We start from the raw sequence: 18,844 nt of genomic DNA, 5'->3' as shown, positions 1-18,844 counted from the left end.
ATCCCAGTGACTTGACACCCCCACCAGGAGCAAAGCCAGCATGATCCCCATCCATTCCGTCACTTCGGATGAATACCCCGAACAGACTTACAACTCAATTAATAGTCAAGAAAATCGTCCTGACAAGCCAGAAGAAGCTTGCGGTGTCTTCGGCCTCTACGCACCAGAACAAGACGTTGCTAAACTGACCTACTTTGGATTGTATGCCCTCCAGCATCGGGGTCAAGAGTCAGCTGGGATTGCCACTTTTGAGGGTACAAAAGTTCACCTGCACAAAGATATGGGCTTGGTGTCTCAAGTATTCAACGAGTCTGTTTTAGCAGAGTTACCAGGAAATCTCGCCGTTGGTCATACGCGCTATTCCACCACTGGTTCTAGTCGCAGAGTTAACGCCCAGCCGGCGGTAGTGGAAACGCGCTTAGGTTCCATAGCACTTGCACATAATGGAAATCTTGTCAATACAACACAATTGCGCGAAGAATTACTCAAGAGCAATTTTAACTTAGTCACTACCACTGACTCAGAAATGATTGCTTTTGCGATCGCCGAAGCAATCAACGCTGGTGCAGACTGGTTAGATGGGGCAATTCAAGCATTTCACCGCTGTCAAGGAGCTTTTAGTTTAGTCATTGCTACACCCACTGGGGTGATGGGAACCCGTGATCCGAATGGTATTCGTCCATTAGTCATTGGAACTGTCGGGACTAATCCAGTTCGTTACGTATTGGCTTCGGAAACTTGCGGTTTAGATATTATTGGCGCTGAATATCTACGAGATGTCGAGCCAGGAGAGTTAGTCTGGATTACTGAAGAAGGTTTGGCCTCTTTCCACTGGAGTCAACCGCAACGTAAATTGTGCATCTTTGAGATGATTTACTTTGCGCGTCCTGATAGCATTATGCACAACGAAAGCTTATATAGCTATCGAATGCGCTTAGGCAGACAACTCGCCGCTGAATCTTTTGTTGAAGCTGATATTGTTTTTGGTGTGCCTGATTCTGGTATCCCTGCCGCTATTGGATTTTCCCAAGCTTCTGGTGTTGCTTACGGTGAAGGACTGATTAAAAATCGCTACGTTGGACGAACCTTTATTCAACCAACCCAAAATATGCGCGAGTCGGGTATCCGGATGAAACTCAATCCCCTCAAAGATGTGTTGGCGGGGAAAAGAGTTGTGATTGTCGATGATTCCATTGTCCGGGGAACTACTAGCCGTAAATTGGTGAAAGCCTTACGCGATGCAGGCGCAACGGAAGTACATATGCGAATTTCTTCCCCACCTGTTACCCACCCCTGCTTTTATGGCATTGATACCGATAGTCAAGATCAATTAATTGCGGCTACTAAATCAGTTGCAGAAATTACCCAACAACTAGAAGTAAACTCCCTTGCCTATCTCAGTTGGGAAGGAATGCTCACAGCTACCAGAGAAGATACCAATAGTTTTTGTTCGGCCTGCTTTACAGGAGATTACCCGGTTACTATTCCGGAACAAGTGAAACGTTCTAAATTGATTTTAGAGAAGGTAGTCGTCTAAAGCAGTAATTACATAGTTCACTGATCAATAGAATATCCGGCTATTAGACCACCGAAGTAATCTGATAGCCGGATTTTTATCATATAAAAAACTTATATTTCCTAATAGAAATTGTAATAGTAACTTTTTGCTGGCTATATTTATTAACTTTGATCATAAATGTCTGATAATGATCACAAAAATCATCTTTTAGAGGCTTGTGGGAAATAAAGCGATCGCCTTCAGATAAAAGCTAACTATTGGTTTAATAGACTTTTAATTTTATACAATTAAAGTAAAATTATTGACTGTGCCACTTTGTATGGCGGAATGTTAGATAAAAAACAAATAACCAAAAAGTGGTAGCAATATAGCAGTTTCACTCAAAAACTCACCTCTAACCGAAACTTTTCTCACAAATGAGTTCACTATTGCCTCGCCCTGACAAAATTTTGGTTGTCGATGATTCTCCAGATAATGTTTTTTTAATTAAAACCATACTTGAAGAAGAAGGATATGTAGTTAGCACTGCCGAAAACGGTATTGTAGCATTAACACAGTTAGAAGCGTCCCCCTGTGACTTGGTATTGCTGGATTTAATGATGCCAGGTATGGATGGCTATGAAGTCACCAGGCGCATCCGTGGGGAAATGAATTTGCAGCAATATATTCCCATTCTGTTAATTACGGCTCACGATGCGCCCAATGTCGCACGTGGATTAGATTTGGGCGCTGATGATTTTATTCGTAAACCTGTGACGGTAGATGAATTACTCGCCAGAGTGCGATCGCTGTTACGGCTAAAGCATAGTATGGATGAGCGTGATGAAATTGCCCGTCAGCGAGAAGATTTTGTTTCCCGCCTCACCCATGACTTACGTACGCCCTTAGTCGCCGCAGATCGAATGTTAATGCTATTTGAGCAAGGTGCTTTAGGTAACTTATCACCACAAATGCACGAAGCACTCACCATTATGGCGCGTAGTAATACCAACTTGCTGTCGATGGTGAATACCTTATTAGAAGTTTATCGATTTGAAGCCGGACGCAAAACCCTAGCATTTCAACCAGTTGATTTAAAACAGTTAATCGTCGAAGTAGTTGGAGAACTCACTCCTTTAGCACAAGCTAAAACTCTAACTATCAAACAGGAGTATGCAGAGGAATTAACTAACAGTAGTATCATGGGCGATCGCTTAGAACTACACCGCCTGTTAACTAACCTGATAGGTAACGCCATCAAATTTACTGAATCTGGTTATGTAGCAGTTCACCTCTTGCCTGTGCAGGAAAATCAAGAAATTTCCGTCTCTAGACTCTCGTCATCTACCCCTAGTGGTGACTATATTAATATTGTGGTAGCCGATACTGGTTCAGGCATTCCGCCTGAAGAACAAACTACCTTGTTTCAACGATTTCGCCAAGGCAGCCACAAAAGTTCTGGTAGTGGTTTAGGATTATACCTATCTCGTCGGATTGTCGAGGCACATCAAGGCCAAATTTTTGTTAATTCTGTACTAGGTAAGGGTAGTAAATTTATTGTATATTTACCAATAAAACCCTAAAAAAATCATAAATGATAAATTATGAGTTATGGAATCTTTTGATTGCTTAACTCATAATTTATTATTTTCTATTTTAGTTAATTATCAAATTAAATATATTTACAACATCTAGAGGATCACATCATGATTGCTACTGAATTATCTAACATTAATCAGCTGATTCATAAGCAACGCCAATTTTTCCAAACTGGAAAAACCAAAGATATAGCTTTTCGTTTAGATAAACTCCAAACTCTCAAACAAGCAATAGTTGAAAACGAAACAGCTATTGTTCAAGCTTTGCAAGCTGATTTACATAAGCCAGAATTTGAGTCTTACATCACAGAAATCAGTGTCACCAAAGAAATTGATTATGCTATCAAAAATCTCCACTCATGGGCTAAACCGAAAAAAGCCGAAGTTCCCTTAGAGTTTTTTTCCTACTCAGCGAAGATTTATGCGGAACCTTTGGGTGTTGTTTTAATTATTGGCCCTTGGAATTATCCTTTTAATTTGATTATTGCACCCTTAATAGGCGCGATCGCTGCTGGTAATTGCTCAATTCTCAAACCTTCGGAAATTGCACCTGCTACCTCTAGTTTGTTAGCCGAGATGATGGCTAAATATTTTGAACCAGAGTTTATTGCTGTAGTTGAAGGTGGTGTAGAAGCCAGTCAAAAGCTACTGGCAGAAAGATTTGATCATATCTTTTTTACTGGTGGTACAGCTGTGGGCAAAATTGTTATGGAAGCAGCTGCCAAACATCTCACTCCAGTTACTTTAGAATTAGGTGGCAAAAGCCCTTGTATTATTGATGCTGATGTAAATTTAGAACATACAGTTAGACGGCTTACTTGGGGGAAATTTATTAATGCTGGACAAACTTGTGTTGCGCCTGACTATCTATTAGTTGATCAAAAAATTAAACCCGATTTAATCAATGGGTTGAAAAACAGCCTCCAAGAATTTTATGGAGATAATCCCTACAATAGTGCTGATTATGCTAGGATTATCAGCCAAAAACATTGTGAAAGATTAATTAAACTTCTTGATCAAGGCGAAATTATTGCTGGTGGAGAAAGCAAACTAGAAGAACGCTACATTGCGCCGACAATTATTGATCAAGTCTCGTTAACAGACCCAGTAATGCAGGAAGAAATATTTGGGCCGATTTTACCTGTAATTGAATATACAGATATTACAGAAGCGATCGCCTTAATTAATTCCAAGCCCAAACCCTTAGCTTTATACTTATTCTCACAAAACAAAAACCTGCAACAGCGAGTTTTACAAGAAACTTCTTCTGGCGGTGTTTGTATTAACGACACAGTACTGCATCTTGGTGTCTCATCTTTACCCTTTGGTGGCGTTGGCGATAGTGGTATTGGGAACTATCATGGCAAAGCTGGTTTTGATACCTTTTCTCATCATAAAAGCGTCCTACGTAACTCCTTTTGGGTAGATTTAAAATGGCGCTACGCTCCATATCAAGGTAAATTGGCTTTCTTGAAGCGATTAATTGGGTAATACCAGAAGAGGCGTTGCATTGCAACACCTCTTACTAACAAAGTCTCAAATCAAAACCTACCGCTATAACGTTCTTCAGCCCAAGGTTCACCCCGGCGGTGATAGCCGTTACGCTCCCAAAAACCCAGTTCTTCTTTTTTCAGAAACTCTAAACCATTAATCCACTTGGCACTTTTCCAGGCGTAGAGGTGGGGAACAACTAAACGTAAGGGGCCACCGTGTTCTGCGGGTAATGGCTCGCCAAATAATTGAAAAGCAAAGAAATTTTCTGCCCGTACAAAGTCTTCTATGGCGATGTTAGTAGTATAGTCACCATAGCAATGTTCCATCACATGGGCTGCTTCTGGCTCTAACTCTATCAGATTCATCAAGTCTGTCACCTTAAAACCAGTCCACTTGACATCCAGTTTTGACCAGCGGGTGACACAGTGGAAATCTGCTGTAAATTCGTGCTGTGGTAGCGCCATTAAGTCTGACCAAGTGAACACAGCCGGCTTGGCTAAACCCCAAACGCGAAATTCCCACTCTTCTATATTGATTTGGGGAGTTGCACCATAGGTGAGTACAGGGAAACCTTTAGCTAAGTGTTGTCCTGGTGGAACTCGTTCTCCCTGTGCTTGATCTGGTTTTTGAAAAAACTTTCCTAACATATTTTCATCTGAGGGGTAGGGGTTTAGGGTGTAAGGGTGTGAAAACCAATTATCTGCTTGCTTACACCCTGACACCCAATCTTAATAAGTAGTCTTTATGCGTAAGTCCTAAGAGTGTCAAATAGCCTGAGTATCAACAGATAGGCTCAGGCAGAGAAAAATATTAATTTTGCTGAACAGCCAATAATTAGGATATCTAGATACTTTACTGTTTGATTATGATTATCTGATCATCAGTCATGGGTAAGAGGTAATGGATAACGGATTTTCCGAATTATTCATTACCGATTTTTTTGTCCAATTAGCTGCTGCACACCACGCATAACTTTTTAATTTATTAGGCAATTTACGATAAACTGCCGAAAAGCCTGAGCGGTAGAAGTCACCGCTCAAATCTTCGGTGATGCTAGTTTTTTTCCCAATTGGAAATTATGATTCTTCGTCCTCTTCTTCAGGAGTAGGATAGACAAATGTAGAACGTCCAGTCAAAATTGACTTGCCAAGGGAGAGAGCTTTTTGAGCTTCAACAGCAGCTTTATGTCTCCAAGTAGCTCGACGTTTATCGCGTTTAGATTTGGAAGTTTTCTTCTTAGGGACAGCCATAGTAGCGGATATCGCAGTTTTTGACAACCTTTCTATTTTAAGCCATCTCTTGGGATCTGCAATGGTCTTCCCCATCATGAAGGAATATTTAAACGCAAAGGAGCGCTAAGGTCAACGCAGAGGGACGCTGAAAGGAAAAATATTACGGTGTGGTAGCTGCTGGTGCGACTGTGGTGATGGGAGGGAGATTAACGGGATTGCTGGGGGTTGTTTCAAAGAATAAAAGCGATCGCGCGGTTTTAAAGTAAGTCGCCCAACGTTGGGCATCAGGACGAGAACGCCATTGGGGACGGCTCACATCTAAAGCTAAAATTGGGGCGATCGCTCCGTAACTTTGTACGGAAACAATAATCGATACTTCTGTAGCTAATATATCTTGATCAAAACTGCGTTGCGCGGCTGCTCTAGCTGTTGCCTCGGCTCTCCGTAGTGTAGTTTCATAGTTTTCATCTGGTAATCTATCAATAATTAAGTCAACTCTGGCGGTGTAAGCTCTTACCATCTGTGATGAAATCGCTTCTGCTACAATCCATACTGGTAGGCTAGAAAGGAGCAAAAATATTAATGGAAATATCCGGATTTTTTTGGCAACTTGGCTAATAAATAAACAGGAAATGATCGATGATAGTTGGTAAGCAACATTCCTGGTCATAACCTTAAAGCTCCTGACTAATTAATGGCCTGTAATTGAAATTGTCTGAGAATTTTTACTGAAATTAAAGGCAATAAAAATTACTTAGTTTTTAGGGTTCCATGAGAAACTCTTAGACTATAAGACATAGGTTAGCTTTGTTTTTTCAGCAAAGCCAACCGCAATTTTAGGCAAGTCAACTACAACCTACAAAGAGCGGATGGCAAATTACTGGGCGATCGCAATCGGCATCAATCAATATCAATTCTTTCAACCTCTACGTTGCGCCCAAGCTGATGCCGAGGCGCTAAAAGAATTTTTGGTTCAAGAAGCAGGTTTTTCACCCCAACGCTGTCTATTAATGACAGATACTTCGGCACCAATTAGCGATAGATCTACCTATCCGACAAAAGACAATATTCTGCTGTTACTAGAAGATTTAGCGGCAGCCTGTTGGCAACCAGGCGACCATTTGTGGTTTTTCTTTAGCGGTTATGGTGTCAACTACGCAGGTCAAGATTACCTAATGCCAGTGGAAGGCAATCCAGAGTTGGTTCAGGAAACTGCCATAGAAATGCGATCGCTGTTGCAAAGTCTGCAAATCGCTGATCTCAATGTTTTGGTGCTGCTAGATATTAACCGCGCTTCCAGTACCCAAGCTGATGCGACCGTTGGGCAAGAAACCATTGAACTAGCGAAAGAATTACAGCTGGCGACGATTCTATCTTGCGAACCAGAACAATTTTCCCGTGAAAGTAGTGAGCTAGGTTACGGATTTTTTACCGCTGCTTTGTTAGCTGCTTTGCGTTCTGGTCATGGCAGTAGTTTGACAGATTTAAATAGCTATTTAAATGTTTTCACTCCAGAATTATGCCAACACTATTGGCGACCTACACAAAACCCAGTAGCGATCGTACCTGGTGATCCCCTGGCTATTTTGCCGCACCTAGAGGTAAATCATAGCGTTACACAAGTTCCCAGTACTCTGGAACCAACAGAAGCCGCACCGCATGAATTAGAGTCAAGTGAAGCGGAAGGAAATATTTTCCCAGAGGAAAACTTTGCGATGGCTTTAGCGGCTCCCCCTTTAGCACCATCACCCAAAAATCCAGCTAATTCGCCGCAAATAGATATTTGGGAAGAATCCTTGTCTTTACAGTCTGTTGTGAGTGCTAGATCCCCGCAGCTGACATTCCCAAATTTCCCCTTGGGAGAACAAAAACTGTCTAAATCACCGGATTTAGTCGCCAAAGCAGAGTATGGCAATCAACGGCCTTCATTAGCTAGTTCCTCCCCAGAAACAGCTACGGGAAACAGGTTCATTCCCGATGTTCCCCAACCCTACATCTCGCGTTTGTCGCAGAAACAAGCGAACACCTCGTTTTGGCAGCAGTTCTGCTTTTGGGGAGGTGGTATGATGTTGGTAACAGCTTTAGTGGCAGTGGTTTTGCTTCGCAATCAAGAAAAATTGGTTGCAGGTCGAGAAATGTTATCGGCTTCGCCACAGGATCGGTTAATTCCCGCCAAAAATCAATCTAACGCCCAAATAGCCTCTCTTTCTGAGTCAAAGAGTCGCAATCAAGCAGTATTAGACTTGGCAAAAATGTCTCTCAGGCAAACTCAAGCCACTGACCTGAGTTTAGCGATCGCCACTGCACGTAAAATTCAGGCAGGTGAACCGCTGTACGAACAAGCCCAAGAAAATATCAATATTTGGAGCAATATGATCCTCAACTTAGCTGAGGGTCGCGCTAAACAAAGACAATATGCTAATGCGATCGCGGCGGCGCAGTTAATCAGTAAAGAGGGATCACTTTATCCCCAAGCCCAAGCAGCAATTAAGCAGTGGCAACAAGAAGCCAAGCAATATGTGGCTAACAAAACTTTGCTAGATGCCGCAAATGCCTTAATTAAGCCAGGACAAGCTTCTACATATAATCGCGCCATTGAAGTAGCCAAAAGAGTTCCTCAAGGTCAACCAGGGTTTGATTTAGCGCAAAAATCAATCAACAAATGGAGCGAGAAAATTTTAGATCTGGCGAAAAGTCGTGCTGCTGAAGGTGATCCCCAGTCTGCTATTGCCACCGCATCCTTAGTTCCAGAGGAGACATCTGTTTACGAAGATGCTCAAGAAGCAATCCGCAAATGGCAAAAAAAATAGTTATTAGTCCAAAGCAAATAGTCCATAGTCAAGAGTAATTAGCTTTGACTATGGACTATTGACTATTGAATTCTTGTATAGCGGTAGTCAGATATGTGAGGACAATTTGAAAGCTTGAATGCCAGGAATAGTAAGACTTTTTCTCCTGCCTTCTGCCTTCTGCCTCCTGCCATATTAACAGTACTGCGAAATGTCTTCGCCGCATTCATCTGCTAAGTAGCACATAGCCCGGAACCGCAAACTCACGACTTCCTCATATAAAGGGTTGAGTTTGCACATTGGCGGGATGTGTAAGATGGTTTTGCCGAATAATTTAATATCGCGTTCAAAAGGACATTGGGCGGGGATCATTCGGCACAAACGATGAGCTAATTCGCGATCGCGGATTTGAATGTTGTTTAACCTTCGTCGTAGAGGGAGGAAAATATCAAAGCCTGACTGGGGATTTGGATGGTGCAGCTGGGTTACATGGGTTTTGCTAACCTCTGCCGGACTTATTGAAACCCAGCTGGCAAGAAAAATCTTTTTTGTGGTATTATCGAATACCTTCATGGTTCAGCCTCTGTATTATTGAGGGTATTCACCTTTCTGATGAATATATACAATGTGACAACCACATTTACCGGAAAAATCTCGTTCTGACAGAGATACAATAAGACATTAATGTAACTATTGAGGTCAGAACCTATTTCTTTCTACGTTAAGTAAATCGCAATTTTCTCGGAAACGGTAGTGTAGTAATACGATCTTGTTTATAACTTGACACAGTTTAAATTTTAATAAAGACATCTATCATTGGACGGAATTTAGAGTAATAGTTACAAAACTTAATATAACAATGAGAATCTGTATTTACCGCAGATATAAATCTCAAGCTATAGCGAGTAATTTGCAGATAGACAAACTGTGTCGAGATAGATTAACAGATAATCAGATTTTATTACTATAAATAGCGTGAATCATTAGGGCGATTGTCAAGAGACTTAGTACAGTTTAAATTCGCAGTAAACACAATCAAACAAACTTTGCGCTTCTCTGCGCTGACCTTTGCGCCACTTTGCGTTTAGATTTCCCACCTCAATTAGCGTGGCAAGATATCTGTAGGCTGAATATTGGGCAATCTCTACTTAAAACAGTACTATTGTTCTAGTATAAGCAGAGTAAAAATAGTATTATTAAGAACTGTTTCACACTGCCTCTCACTATCAGCCTGCCAATATGTCAGATAATCAGTTAGCCGCATCCCTCCTGAATGGTCATCTTCCCCACACTCATCACAATAGTCAAAATACCATTAGGATTCGGGGCGCTAGGCAGCATAATCTGAAGAATATTGACTTGGAATTGCCGCGCGATCGCCTGATAGTGTTTACTGGTGTATCAGGTTCGGGTAAGTCGTCGCTGGCGTTTGATACGATTTTTGCGGAAGGTCAACGGCGTTATGTCGAATCTCTCAGTGCTTACGCCAGACAATTTTTAGGACAATTAAATAAACCCGATGTAGAGGCGATTGAAGGTTTAAGTCCGGCGATATCCATTGACCAGAAATCTACATCCCATAACCCCCGTTCGACAGTGGGGACAGTAACGGAAATTTACGACTATCTGCGACTGTTGTATGGTCGGGCTGGTGAACCCCATTGTCCCATATGCGATCGCTGTATTGCGCCCCAAACCATTGATGAAATGGTAGACCGCATCATGGACTTACCAGAACGCACTAAATTTCAAATTCTTGCGCCTGTGGTGCGGGGTAAAAAAGGTACTCATCGCAAGCTGTTATCGAGTTTAGCTTCCCAAGGTTTCGTGCGGGTGCGGGTTGATGGCGAAGTGCGGGAACTATCAGATTCTATTGAATTAGATAAAAATCTTAACCACACCATTGAAGTTGTTATTGACCGTTTAGTGAAAAAAGACGGTATTCAAGAGCGTTTAGTTGATTCTTTATCTACGTGTCTGAAACAATCTGGTGGTATTGCAACTATCTTGGTCGCTCTGGCTACGGAGAATCCAGAAGAGCAAGAAGAAATGGTATTTTCCGAAAACTTCGCTTGTCCTGAACATGGAGCGGTGATGGAAGAGTTATCGCCGCGTTTGTTTTCGTTTAATTCTCCTTATGGCGCGTGTCCGCACTGTCATGGTCTTGGGACTTTAAGAAGATTTTCAGCGGAGTTAGTTATACCTGACCCTGAAGCACCAGTATACGCGGCGATCGCACCTTGGTCAGAGAAAGAGAATTCTTATTACTTAGAATTACTTTATAGTTTAGGTCAGGCACACGGCTTTGAATTACAAACAAATTGGAGCAAGCTGACAGACGAGCAACGGCTGGTGATATTAAATGGAGAAGAGAAAAATAAAGAGACAGCCAAAACTCAATTTAAAGGTGTTCTACCAATTTTACAGCGTCAATATGAAGGTGGTTCAGAATTAGTTAAACAAAAATTAGAGCAGTATTTAATTGACCAACCTTGCGAAGTCTGCGGTGGTAAACGCTTGAAAACCGAAGCTTTAGCGGTAAAGTTGGGACAATACGGAATTTTAGATTTAACAGGCGTATCAATTCGAGATGCACAGGAAAGAATTGATCAGTTAAAATTAAGCGATCGCCAATTACAAATTGCTGATTTAGTCTTACGAGAAATCCGAGCTAGATTGCAATTCTTGTTAGACGTTGGCTTAGATTATCTCACCCTTGACCGACCCGCCATGACTCTCTCTGGTGGGGAAGCACAACGCATTCGCCTAGCCACACAAATCGGTTCTGGGTTAACAGGAGTTCTCTACGTTTTAGACGAACCAAGTATTGGTTTACATCAAAGAGATAACGGCAGATTACTCAAAACTTTAATTAGATTACGTGATTTAGGTAATACCTTAATAGTAGTTGAGCATGATGAAGAAACCATCCGGGCTGCTGACTATTTAGTTGATATTGGCCCCGGTGCAGGAATTCACGGCGGACATATTATTGCTGAAGGTGATTTACAAGCCTTACTCACAGCAGAAAAATCACTAACTGGCGCATACTTATCAGGAAGACAGGTAATTCAAACACCAAAAGAACGCCGCGAAGGTAACGGGAGAAGTTTAATAATTAAAAATGCCCGGCGCAACAACTTAAGAAATATTGATGTCGAAATTCCTCTAGGTAAACTTGTCGCTGTCACTGGCGTTTCCGGTTCAGGTAAATCAACTTTAATTAACGAATTACTTTACCCATCCCTACAACATCACCTCACCAAAAAAGTCCCTTTACCGAAAGAATTAGAAAAAATTCAAGGCTTAAATTCAGTTGATAAAGCCATTGTCATTGATCAATCTCCCATCGGACGCACACCACGTTCTAACCCGGCAACTTATACAGGTGTTTTTGATGTAATTCGAGATGTGTTTTCCCAAACCGTCGAAGCCAAAGCTAGAGGTTATAAACCTGGACAATTTTCGTTTAACGTTAAAGGTGGACGTTGCGAAGCTTGTAGTGGACAAGGTGTGAACGTCATTGAAATGAACTTTCTTCCTGATGTTTACGTGCAGTGCGAAGTTTGTAAAGGTGCAAGATATAACCGCGATACTTTGCAAGTCAAATACAAAGATAAGTCTATTTCTGATGTTCTCAATATGACAGTTGAAGAGAGTTTAGACTTTTTCCAAAATATTCCCAAAGCAGTTACAAGACTACAAACTTTAGCTGATGTTGGCTTAGGTTACGTTCAACTCGGACAACCTGCAACTACCTTATCTGGTGGTGAAGCACAGCGCGTTAAATTAGCCACAGAATTATCTCGCCGCGCCACCGGAAAGACACTTTATTTAATCGATGAACCGACAACAGGCTTATCTTTTTACGATGTCCATAAATTGTTGGATGTGTTGCAAAGATTAGTCGATAAAGGTAATTCGATTTTAGTCATTGAACACAATTTAGATGTGATTCGTTGTGCTGACTGGGTAATAGATTTGGGGCCAGAAGGTGGGGATAAAGGCGGAGAATTAATTGCAGTGGGAACACCAGAAGATGTGGCGAAAAACCCCAAGTCTTATACTGGGCAATATTTACAGCAGGTTTTACAACAATATCCGGCTGTAAAGAGGTAGTGCGGTTAGGACTGTATTCGTAAATTTAAGGCTCCTTCTATGTGCCGCGTATGCCTTATATATTGATAAGTATTTTAGTTTGCAAACTTTAAATAGATTTTGCTTCAATACTTGTGTGATTATTTTTGTAGCATCATTGTAGTATGTTAAATTTGAATCACTTACAAGTAAATTTTATTACTTATGAACTCAAGTACTTCAATATATGATAGCTTGATAAACCCTGATAATCTCAAACTTGCTTGGGAGCGCGTTCGCTACTGTGATCGTTCTGATTCACGAGATTGGGTTGGGTTAAAAGTATTCGCTGCTAATCGTGACTACAACCTTGAACTCATCAGACAAAGTTTGATGGGTAGAACTTTTGAACCTTCATATCCAGAAATTAAGTACTTTCCTAAAGCTTCTCAAACTCTACGTCCAATGGCAATATTAGCAGTCAGTGATCGTATTGTATATCAGGCTATAGCTAATGTTGTTGCAGAACGAGCCAGACCGATGCTGTCTACAGTAACTAATCGGCAGTCTTATGCTAACGTTTTGTCAAATCCAGAAGAAAAACGTATGTTTATGCCCTGGAAAAAACAATATCACCTATTTCAAAATAAATTTAAAAGTCTCTACCAAGAAGGTAATGTCTGGTTAGCAGAAACAGACATGGCAGCTTTTTATGAAACGATTGACCAATCCAGATTAATCAAGTATCTGCTTGAAAAAGGTCTTCTTGACGAATTAACATCTGAACATCTTGAAAAATACTTACCTATTTGGGCTTCAGTTAAGGAATCAGAACAAATACGTCGTGGGCTTCCACAAGGGTGCTTGGCATCAGATTTTTTTGCAAATATTTTTTTGTATGAATTTGATAAAGAATTATCTATTCAAGAATATCATTACATTAGATATGTCGATGATATCAGATTACTTGCGAGGACTAGAGAAGCAGTTCAGCAAGGGCTTATTCGAGTAGATAGAACCTTAAAAACTTTAGGACTCTTAATACAAACAACTAAAACAACGGTACGTCAAATTAGCAATTTTGACGAAGAAGCAGATCGAATGGCATCTAAATTATCTGAGGTAGATCGTAGACTTCATGAACTAGATGATTTATCAGACATAAATGATACTTTAGAAGAACCATCATTACATGACGTAGCCCTTTTGGGTGAAGACTTTGATGTTGAGAATGAAAATCTTGATTTATTAGTAGCTCATTCAGCATTACAAAAAGATTTACTTGATCTGTTTTGGCAATCAAAAAAATCTATTGATGGTAGTGCTAGTGATCCGTTTGCTGAACGTCATTTAAAGTTCTGTCTGAATCGGTTAGATCCAAACCTTGAAATTGTTACAGCAATATTACCATATTTACTTGATCGACCTTGGCTAACTGAACAGTTACATCGGTATTTAAGAAAATGTGAGCTTGACAAAGATACCATTGAGTATCTTGAAAAAAATATTATTGCTACAAACACTGTATATGACAGCACAGTGACATTTGCACTTGAAACTCTGATTCGTCAAAATGTTTCACTTCGTTCTCATCATGGTTTATTCAGAACATGGCTAGCTGATAATAAGCGGGACTGGCCACTACTCTGTGCTGCTGCAATGGCATTAGGTGAGAACGAAGAGAATATGAGTATTTTGCTCAAAGTAATTTCATCATCTTTATACAGTCCATCCATAAGACGCACAGCAATTATACAAGCCTTAAGGTTGGCAATTGATGAGCATGAAGCATCATGTATCCTGCAACAAGGTATCTATGACCAATCTCCAATTGTGATTGATGCTTTGCTTTACCAGCTATATGTTGAATATGGTCTAACAATTGATATGTTAGGTCTTGATAAAAGTCAGGATATTAATGAATATACTATTAATTCTGCTAGAGGATATGATAATTCATTACCTCATCTTAAACAATGCTACATACGTTACACTTTTACAAAGTTCTACAAAGTCAAGTTCACTGAGCCAATAGATTTTCACACTTTATTAGGTTTAGAATATAAACGTGCAACTGACTTTCTATGGCAATCTGAAAAATCATATCTTTCTAATCCTTCACGCTATGTTTCACAGTTGGATTTATTTCATGAAGAATTACTATATCCCATATTAGTAGACAAACTAAAGTGGAAACCTAATAGAGAAGATATTGCAAAAGTATCTTTACCAGACCGAATGAAGCATATACAAAGCAAAGAACAACAACTTCAGATTTTTGCTAGTAACTTGTTGAAGTGCCATCAGTTAAGATCATCAAGTACAGAAGCTCATACTAGATTGGATAAAATTTTAGATCCAACCAATCCAATTAAGTGGAACGAGCGCGATACTCTGAAGAAGCAGCTATGCGGAGCTTATCAAGAGTTGGTAGATTGGCTAATAATTCAGAGTAGAAGTAATGGTACGTCTACTTAAAAGTTGTTTATTGTGCAATTTAAGCTTTAGTGCGATCGCAACTATAAAAACCTTCAAGTTACCAAATAACATTTATTCCAGATGAAGTTATTTTGGAGTCTCGACTAATTAAGGGTAAACCTAAATGCTTGGCGGTAGCTGCAATAATTCTGTCAGGCATATCAGGAATACTATTTCGTGATATTGTTGCCAATGCTGCAACTACTTCACCTGTAAGATTTGCTAGAATTAAACTACTATTTTCAGCTATTAACGCAGCATCTAGCTGAGTCTTCATTTGTGCTGATATACGCCCTTTCTCTTGTAAATAAACAATTTCTACAAGACAAATTGTGGGAATATAAATAACAATCTCACCGCGATCGCATCTTTCAAAAGCCTGGTTAGCAGCAGTGCTGAGGTTTGGACTATCTTCTAAATACCAAATCAAAGCATGGGTATCAGTTACTAAATTAGACATCAAACATCCTCGCGGGGAAAGTTTGACCACATTTGCTGTCTCACTTCAGCAATATTTGACTCTGTTATTTCACTACCCTTCCATATTCCTCTTAAGGAAGTTCGCTGTTTAGGCTGAACTGTTATCAACTCTTCTTCAATTTGGGGTGCAACTTGTTCAATCAAACGTATTTTATCTACTAACGAAAGTTGCTTTACCAAAGCAAGAGCATCTTCTAACGTTACTGCTTTCTTCATTCTTGATGACCTTAGCTCTGATTAACAGCTTATCATTCTACTGAAAGGTTGTGTGTTGTACGATTTCAACTAAGTGCGATCGCCCATTTTCCACGCTGCAATTTACCAGATAATTGCCTAGAAAAGTTTCTAGCATAAAAGCTACTTGATTCAACAACATCTGGGAATATAGCTTTACTCTCTAATTTTAGGGATAGTCATAACTTTAAGCTATATAGAATAAATTATGAATAAATTTTAATCTGTAGCAAATGATTCTAATTTAGGTTTCGTTAAGAGTTAAGATGGCAAAATTACGTTAAATTGTGGTTAAATCTACAAAAAATTGTCACAACAATTAATTCATCCGGGTTTTCCAGCCTCCATTTTTCGACTCGACAATGGTTTAACGTTTATTCATCAAGAGATTCCGACTACTCCTGTAGTTGTGGCGGATGTATGGGTGCGTGCTGGAGCAGCCAGAGAGCCAGAACAGTGGTTTGGGATGGCTCATTTTTTAGAACACATGATTTTTAAAGGGACAGCTACACTCGCCCCTGGAGACTTTGATCATAAAATTGAAAATCGTGGTGGTGTGAGCAATGCAGCAACCAGTCACGACTATGCTCATTACTGTGTGACAACAGCTGCACCCTACTTAGCAGATACTTTGCCTTGTCTAGCAGAACTACTAGTAAATGCGTCAATTCCTGATGGTGAATTCTTGCGCGAACGGGATGTAGTGCTAGAAGAAATTCGCTCTTGTCAAGATGATCCTGACTGGCTGGGATTTCAGTCGCTTATCAAAAATATTTATCAGCACCATCCTTATGGACGTTCGGTGTTGGGTACAGAGATGGAACTTATGCAGCAGTCACCCGATGATATGCGCTGTTTTCATCGCGCTCACTATCAGCCAGAAAACATGACTGTAGTAGTTGTTGGTGGCATTGAGCAAGCCAAAGCCTGGGAATTGGTGAATTGCTCATTTGCTAATTTTACCGAACCTCTTGATTGTCCACCATCAATCCCCATAACACAACCAGTCATTCAAGGTATCCAACGTCAAGAACTGTGTTTGCCCAGGATGGAACAAGCGCGGTTGCTGATGGCGTGGACTGCACCGGGAGTTGATCAACTCCGCACCGCCTACGGCTTAGATGTATTATCTGTATTTTTAACAGAAGGGCGCACTTCTCGCTTAGTCCGTGACTTGCGGGAAGAGCAGCAATTAGTACATGGAGTTTGTAGTAATTTTTCTCTCCAAAAAGAATCCAGTTTATTTACTATCACTGCTTGGTTAGAATCAGAAAATCTTGAACAAGTTGAGTGCTTAATTCGCAACCATTTACATGATTTGCAAACGGAAGGCATTACCGAACAAGAATTAGCGAGAATGCGTCGGCTGTTATGTAATGAGTATGCCTTTTCGACAGAAACACCCAATCAACTGACAGGACTTTATGGTTACTACAACACTATTGCTCAAGCTGAAGTGGCGATAACTTATCCGCAGCAAATTCAGTCATTTACTACCCAAGAACTGCAACAATTAGCTAAACAGTATCTCTCACCGCAAAATTATGCAGTGACTATCCTGAAACCATGTTAGTCCAGATTTTTTTCTAGAAAAGGCAGGGAAACAGGAAGGCGGAAGCGCATAAAGACTATTGACTATTGACCATTGACTATTGACTATTCACAAATGACAACTGTAAAACCTTCCCTTTCTCACTCCTTTATTCATCGCACTGTACTCAACAACGGCATTGTAGTGTTGGTAGCGGAAAATCCAGCTGCGGATATTATTGCTGGGCGGATTTTTCTCCGGGCTGGTAGTTGTTACGAACAACGAGAACAGGCGGGGTTAGCACATTTACTTTCCGCAGTCATGACTAAAGGCTGTGATGGGCTTTCCAGCTTAGAAATTGCTGAACAAGTAGAATCTGTGGGAGCAAGTTTGAGTGCAGATACATCTACAGATTATTTTTTGTTGTCGTTGAAAACAGTCACCTCAGACTTTGCGGAGATATTAGGGCTGACAGGGCGAATTTTGCGATCGCCTACCTTCCCCGAAGAACAAGTAGAATTAGAACGGCGGTTAGCCTTACAAGATATTCGCTCCCAAAAAGAACAGCCTTTTACTTTAGCCTTTGAGCAAATGCGGCGGGCAATATATCAAAATCATCCCTACGCTACATCATTGCTAGGTGATGAAACGACAATGAGTCGCATTACCCGCCAAGACTTAGTGCAGTATCACCAAACTTATTTTCGTCCAGATAATTTGGTCGTAAGTATTGCCGGCAGAATTACTTTAACAGAAGCAATTGCATTAGTAGAACAAGTATTCGGTGATTGGCAAATACCCACACAACCACAACCAGTTTTGAATTTGCCAGAAATTCCAGTTAACCCGCAACAGCTACTCAAGCCGCTACAAACACAACAATCAATAGTCATGTTGGGTTATTTAGGTGCAGCCGTCAATTCTCCAGACTACGCCCCACTCAAACTGCTTTCTACCTACTTAGGCAATGGCTTATCCAGTCGTTTATTTGTGGAATTGCGAGAAAAACGCGGTCTAGCTTACGAAGTCTCGGCCTTTTACCCAACGAGGTTATATCCTGGTTCCTTTGTCGTTTACATGGGAACAGCCCCAGAAAATACTACCATTGCTATTGAAGGATTGCGGGCAGAAGTCGATTTACTTTGTACTACAGAAGTCTCAGCCAACGCCTTCCAAGCTGCAAAAAATAAAATTCTCGGACAGTATGCTTTAGGTAAACAAACTAACGGGCAAATTGCTCAAATTTACGGCTGGTATGAAATCTTAGGCTTAGGCATTAATTTTGACAGCCAATTTCAAGAGCTAATTGCTGCTGTAAGTGTGGAAGATGCTCAAGCCGCCGCTAGTCGATATTTAGCAACACCTTACTTATCTTTAGTTGGTCAAGAAGAGGCAATTAATCGGGCATTAAACTAAAAAAAGCAAGGTTCATC

The 18,844-nt window shown here is 40.6% G+C and carries 14 protein-coding genes; 8 read left to right on the top strand and 6 right to left on the bottom strand.

Annotation, left to right across the window (positions count from 1 at the left end; translation table 11 throughout):
- Window positions 1–40 precede the first annotated feature (40 nt).
- From purF to IQ244_RS14905, 3 genes are all read left to right on the top strand, one after another.
- Entirely contained in the window at window positions 41–1,537 is a 1,497-nt protein-coding gene (gene purF / locus IQ244_RS14915) for an amidophosphoribosyltransferase (RefSeq protein ID WP_193895308.1), read from the top strand.
- A 398-nt stretch (window positions 1,538–1,935) separates the two neighbouring features.
- Entirely contained in the window at window positions 1,936–3,081 is a 1,146-nt protein-coding gene (locus IQ244_RS14910) for a hybrid sensor histidine kinase/response regulator (protein WP_193895306.1), read from the top strand.
- A gap of 123 nt (window positions 3,082–3,204) precedes the next feature.
- Window positions 3,205–4,587 (top strand): aldehyde dehydrogenase, encoded by a 1,383-nt coding sequence (locus IQ244_RS14905; protein WP_193895304.1) that lies wholly within the window; start codon window positions 3,205–3,207, stop codon window positions 4,585–4,587.
- Between the two features lie 50 nt (window positions 4,588–4,637).
- Here the strand turns inward: IQ244_RS14905 and IQ244_RS14900 are convergent, their stop codons facing one another.
- The 3 genes from IQ244_RS14900 to IQ244_RS14890 all read right to left on the bottom strand — a co-directional run bounded on the left by IQ244_RS14900 (window position 4,638) and on the right by IQ244_RS14890 (window position 6,492).
- Entirely contained in the window at window positions 4,638–5,237 is a 600-nt protein-coding gene (locus IQ244_RS14900; protein WP_193895302.1) for a sulfite oxidase-like oxidoreductase, read from the bottom strand.
- Between the two features lie 429 nt (window positions 5,238–5,666).
- Complete coding sequence (gene rpmF / locus IQ244_RS14895; RefSeq protein ID WP_015113744.1) at window positions 5,667–5,840, bottom strand: 50S ribosomal protein L32; 174 nt, start codon at window positions 5,838–5,840, stop codon at window positions 5,667–5,669.
- Between the two features lie 142 nt (window positions 5,841–5,982).
- Window positions 5,983–6,492 (bottom strand): hypothetical protein, encoded by a 510-nt coding sequence (locus IQ244_RS14890; RefSeq protein ID WP_193895300.1) that lies wholly within the window; start codon window positions 6,490–6,492, stop codon window positions 5,983–5,985.
- 199 nt (window positions 6,493–6,691) lie between these two features.
- Between IQ244_RS14890 and IQ244_RS14885 the strand changes: the two genes are divergently transcribed.
- Complete coding sequence (locus IQ244_RS14885; protein ID WP_193895298.1) at window positions 6,692–8,632, top strand: caspase family protein; 1,941 nt, start codon at window positions 6,692–6,694, stop codon at window positions 8,630–8,632.
- 174 nt (window positions 8,633–8,806) lie between these two features.
- On the opposite strand, the gene IQ244_RS14880 is transcribed toward IQ244_RS14885, so the two are convergent.
- Window positions 8,807–9,184 carry a Mo-dependent nitrogenase C-terminal domain-containing protein gene (locus IQ244_RS14880; protein ID WP_193895295.1) on the bottom strand — a complete coding sequence of 126 codons (378 nt, stop codon included), beginning with the start codon at window positions 9,182–9,184 and terminating at the stop codon, window positions 8,807–8,809.
- A 666-nt stretch (window positions 9,185–9,850) separates the two neighbouring features.
- Here IQ244_RS14880 and uvrA point away from each other — a divergent pair.
- The gene (gene uvrA / locus IQ244_RS14875) at window positions 9,851–12,730 is read left to right on the top strand and encodes an excinuclease ABC subunit UvrA (protein WP_193895293.1); all 2,880 of its coding nucleotides are present in this window, start codon (window positions 9,851–9,853) and stop codon (window positions 12,728–12,730) included.
- Between the two features lie 183 nt (window positions 12,731–12,913).
- Window positions 12,914–15,166, top strand: coding sequence for an RNA-directed DNA polymerase (locus IQ244_RS14870; RefSeq protein ID WP_193895291.1), 2,253 nt, complete (start codon window positions 12,914–12,916; stop codon window positions 15,164–15,166).
- Window positions 15,167–15,224: 58 nt separating this feature from the next.
- On the opposite strand, the gene IQ244_RS14865 is transcribed toward IQ244_RS14870, so the two are convergent.
- The gene (locus tag IQ244_RS14865; RefSeq protein WP_193895289.1) at window positions 15,225–15,626 is read right to left on the bottom strand and encodes a type II toxin-antitoxin system VapC family toxin; all 402 of its coding nucleotides are present in this window, start codon (window positions 15,624–15,626) and stop codon (window positions 15,225–15,227) included.
- A complete protein-coding gene (locus tag IQ244_RS14860) occupies window positions 15,626–15,862 on the bottom strand; it encodes a hypothetical protein (RefSeq protein ID WP_193895287.1) in 237 nt (78 codons plus the stop codon). Before IQ244_RS14860 ends, IQ244_RS14865 begins: the two co-directional genes overlap by 1 nt.
- Before the next feature lie 325 nt (window positions 15,863–16,187).
- On the opposite strand from IQ244_RS14860, the gene IQ244_RS14855 reads away from it, so the two are divergent.
- Together IQ244_RS14855 and IQ244_RS14850 are read left to right on the top strand one after the other, a co-directional pair.
- Window positions 16,188–17,453 carry a M16 family metallopeptidase gene (locus IQ244_RS14855; RefSeq protein ID WP_193895285.1) on the top strand — a complete coding sequence of 422 codons (1,266 nt, stop codon included), beginning with the start codon at window positions 16,188–16,190 and terminating at the stop codon, window positions 17,451–17,453.
- Between the two features lie 93 nt (window positions 17,454–17,546).
- Window positions 17,547–18,827 (top strand): M16 family metallopeptidase, encoded by a 1,281-nt coding sequence (locus IQ244_RS14850; RefSeq protein ID WP_193895283.1) that lies wholly within the window; start codon window positions 17,547–17,549, stop codon window positions 18,825–18,827.
- Window positions 18,828–18,844 lie beyond the last annotated feature (17 nt).

Origin of the sequence: Nostoc sp. LEGE 06077 (assembly GCF_015207705.1) — a bacterium.
GTDB lineage: Bacteria > Cyanobacteriota > Cyanobacteriia > Cyanobacteriales > Nostocaceae > Nostoc_B.
Note: the sequence above shows the minus strand (reverse complement) of the source record. Positions and strands in the feature narration are given on the sequence as shown.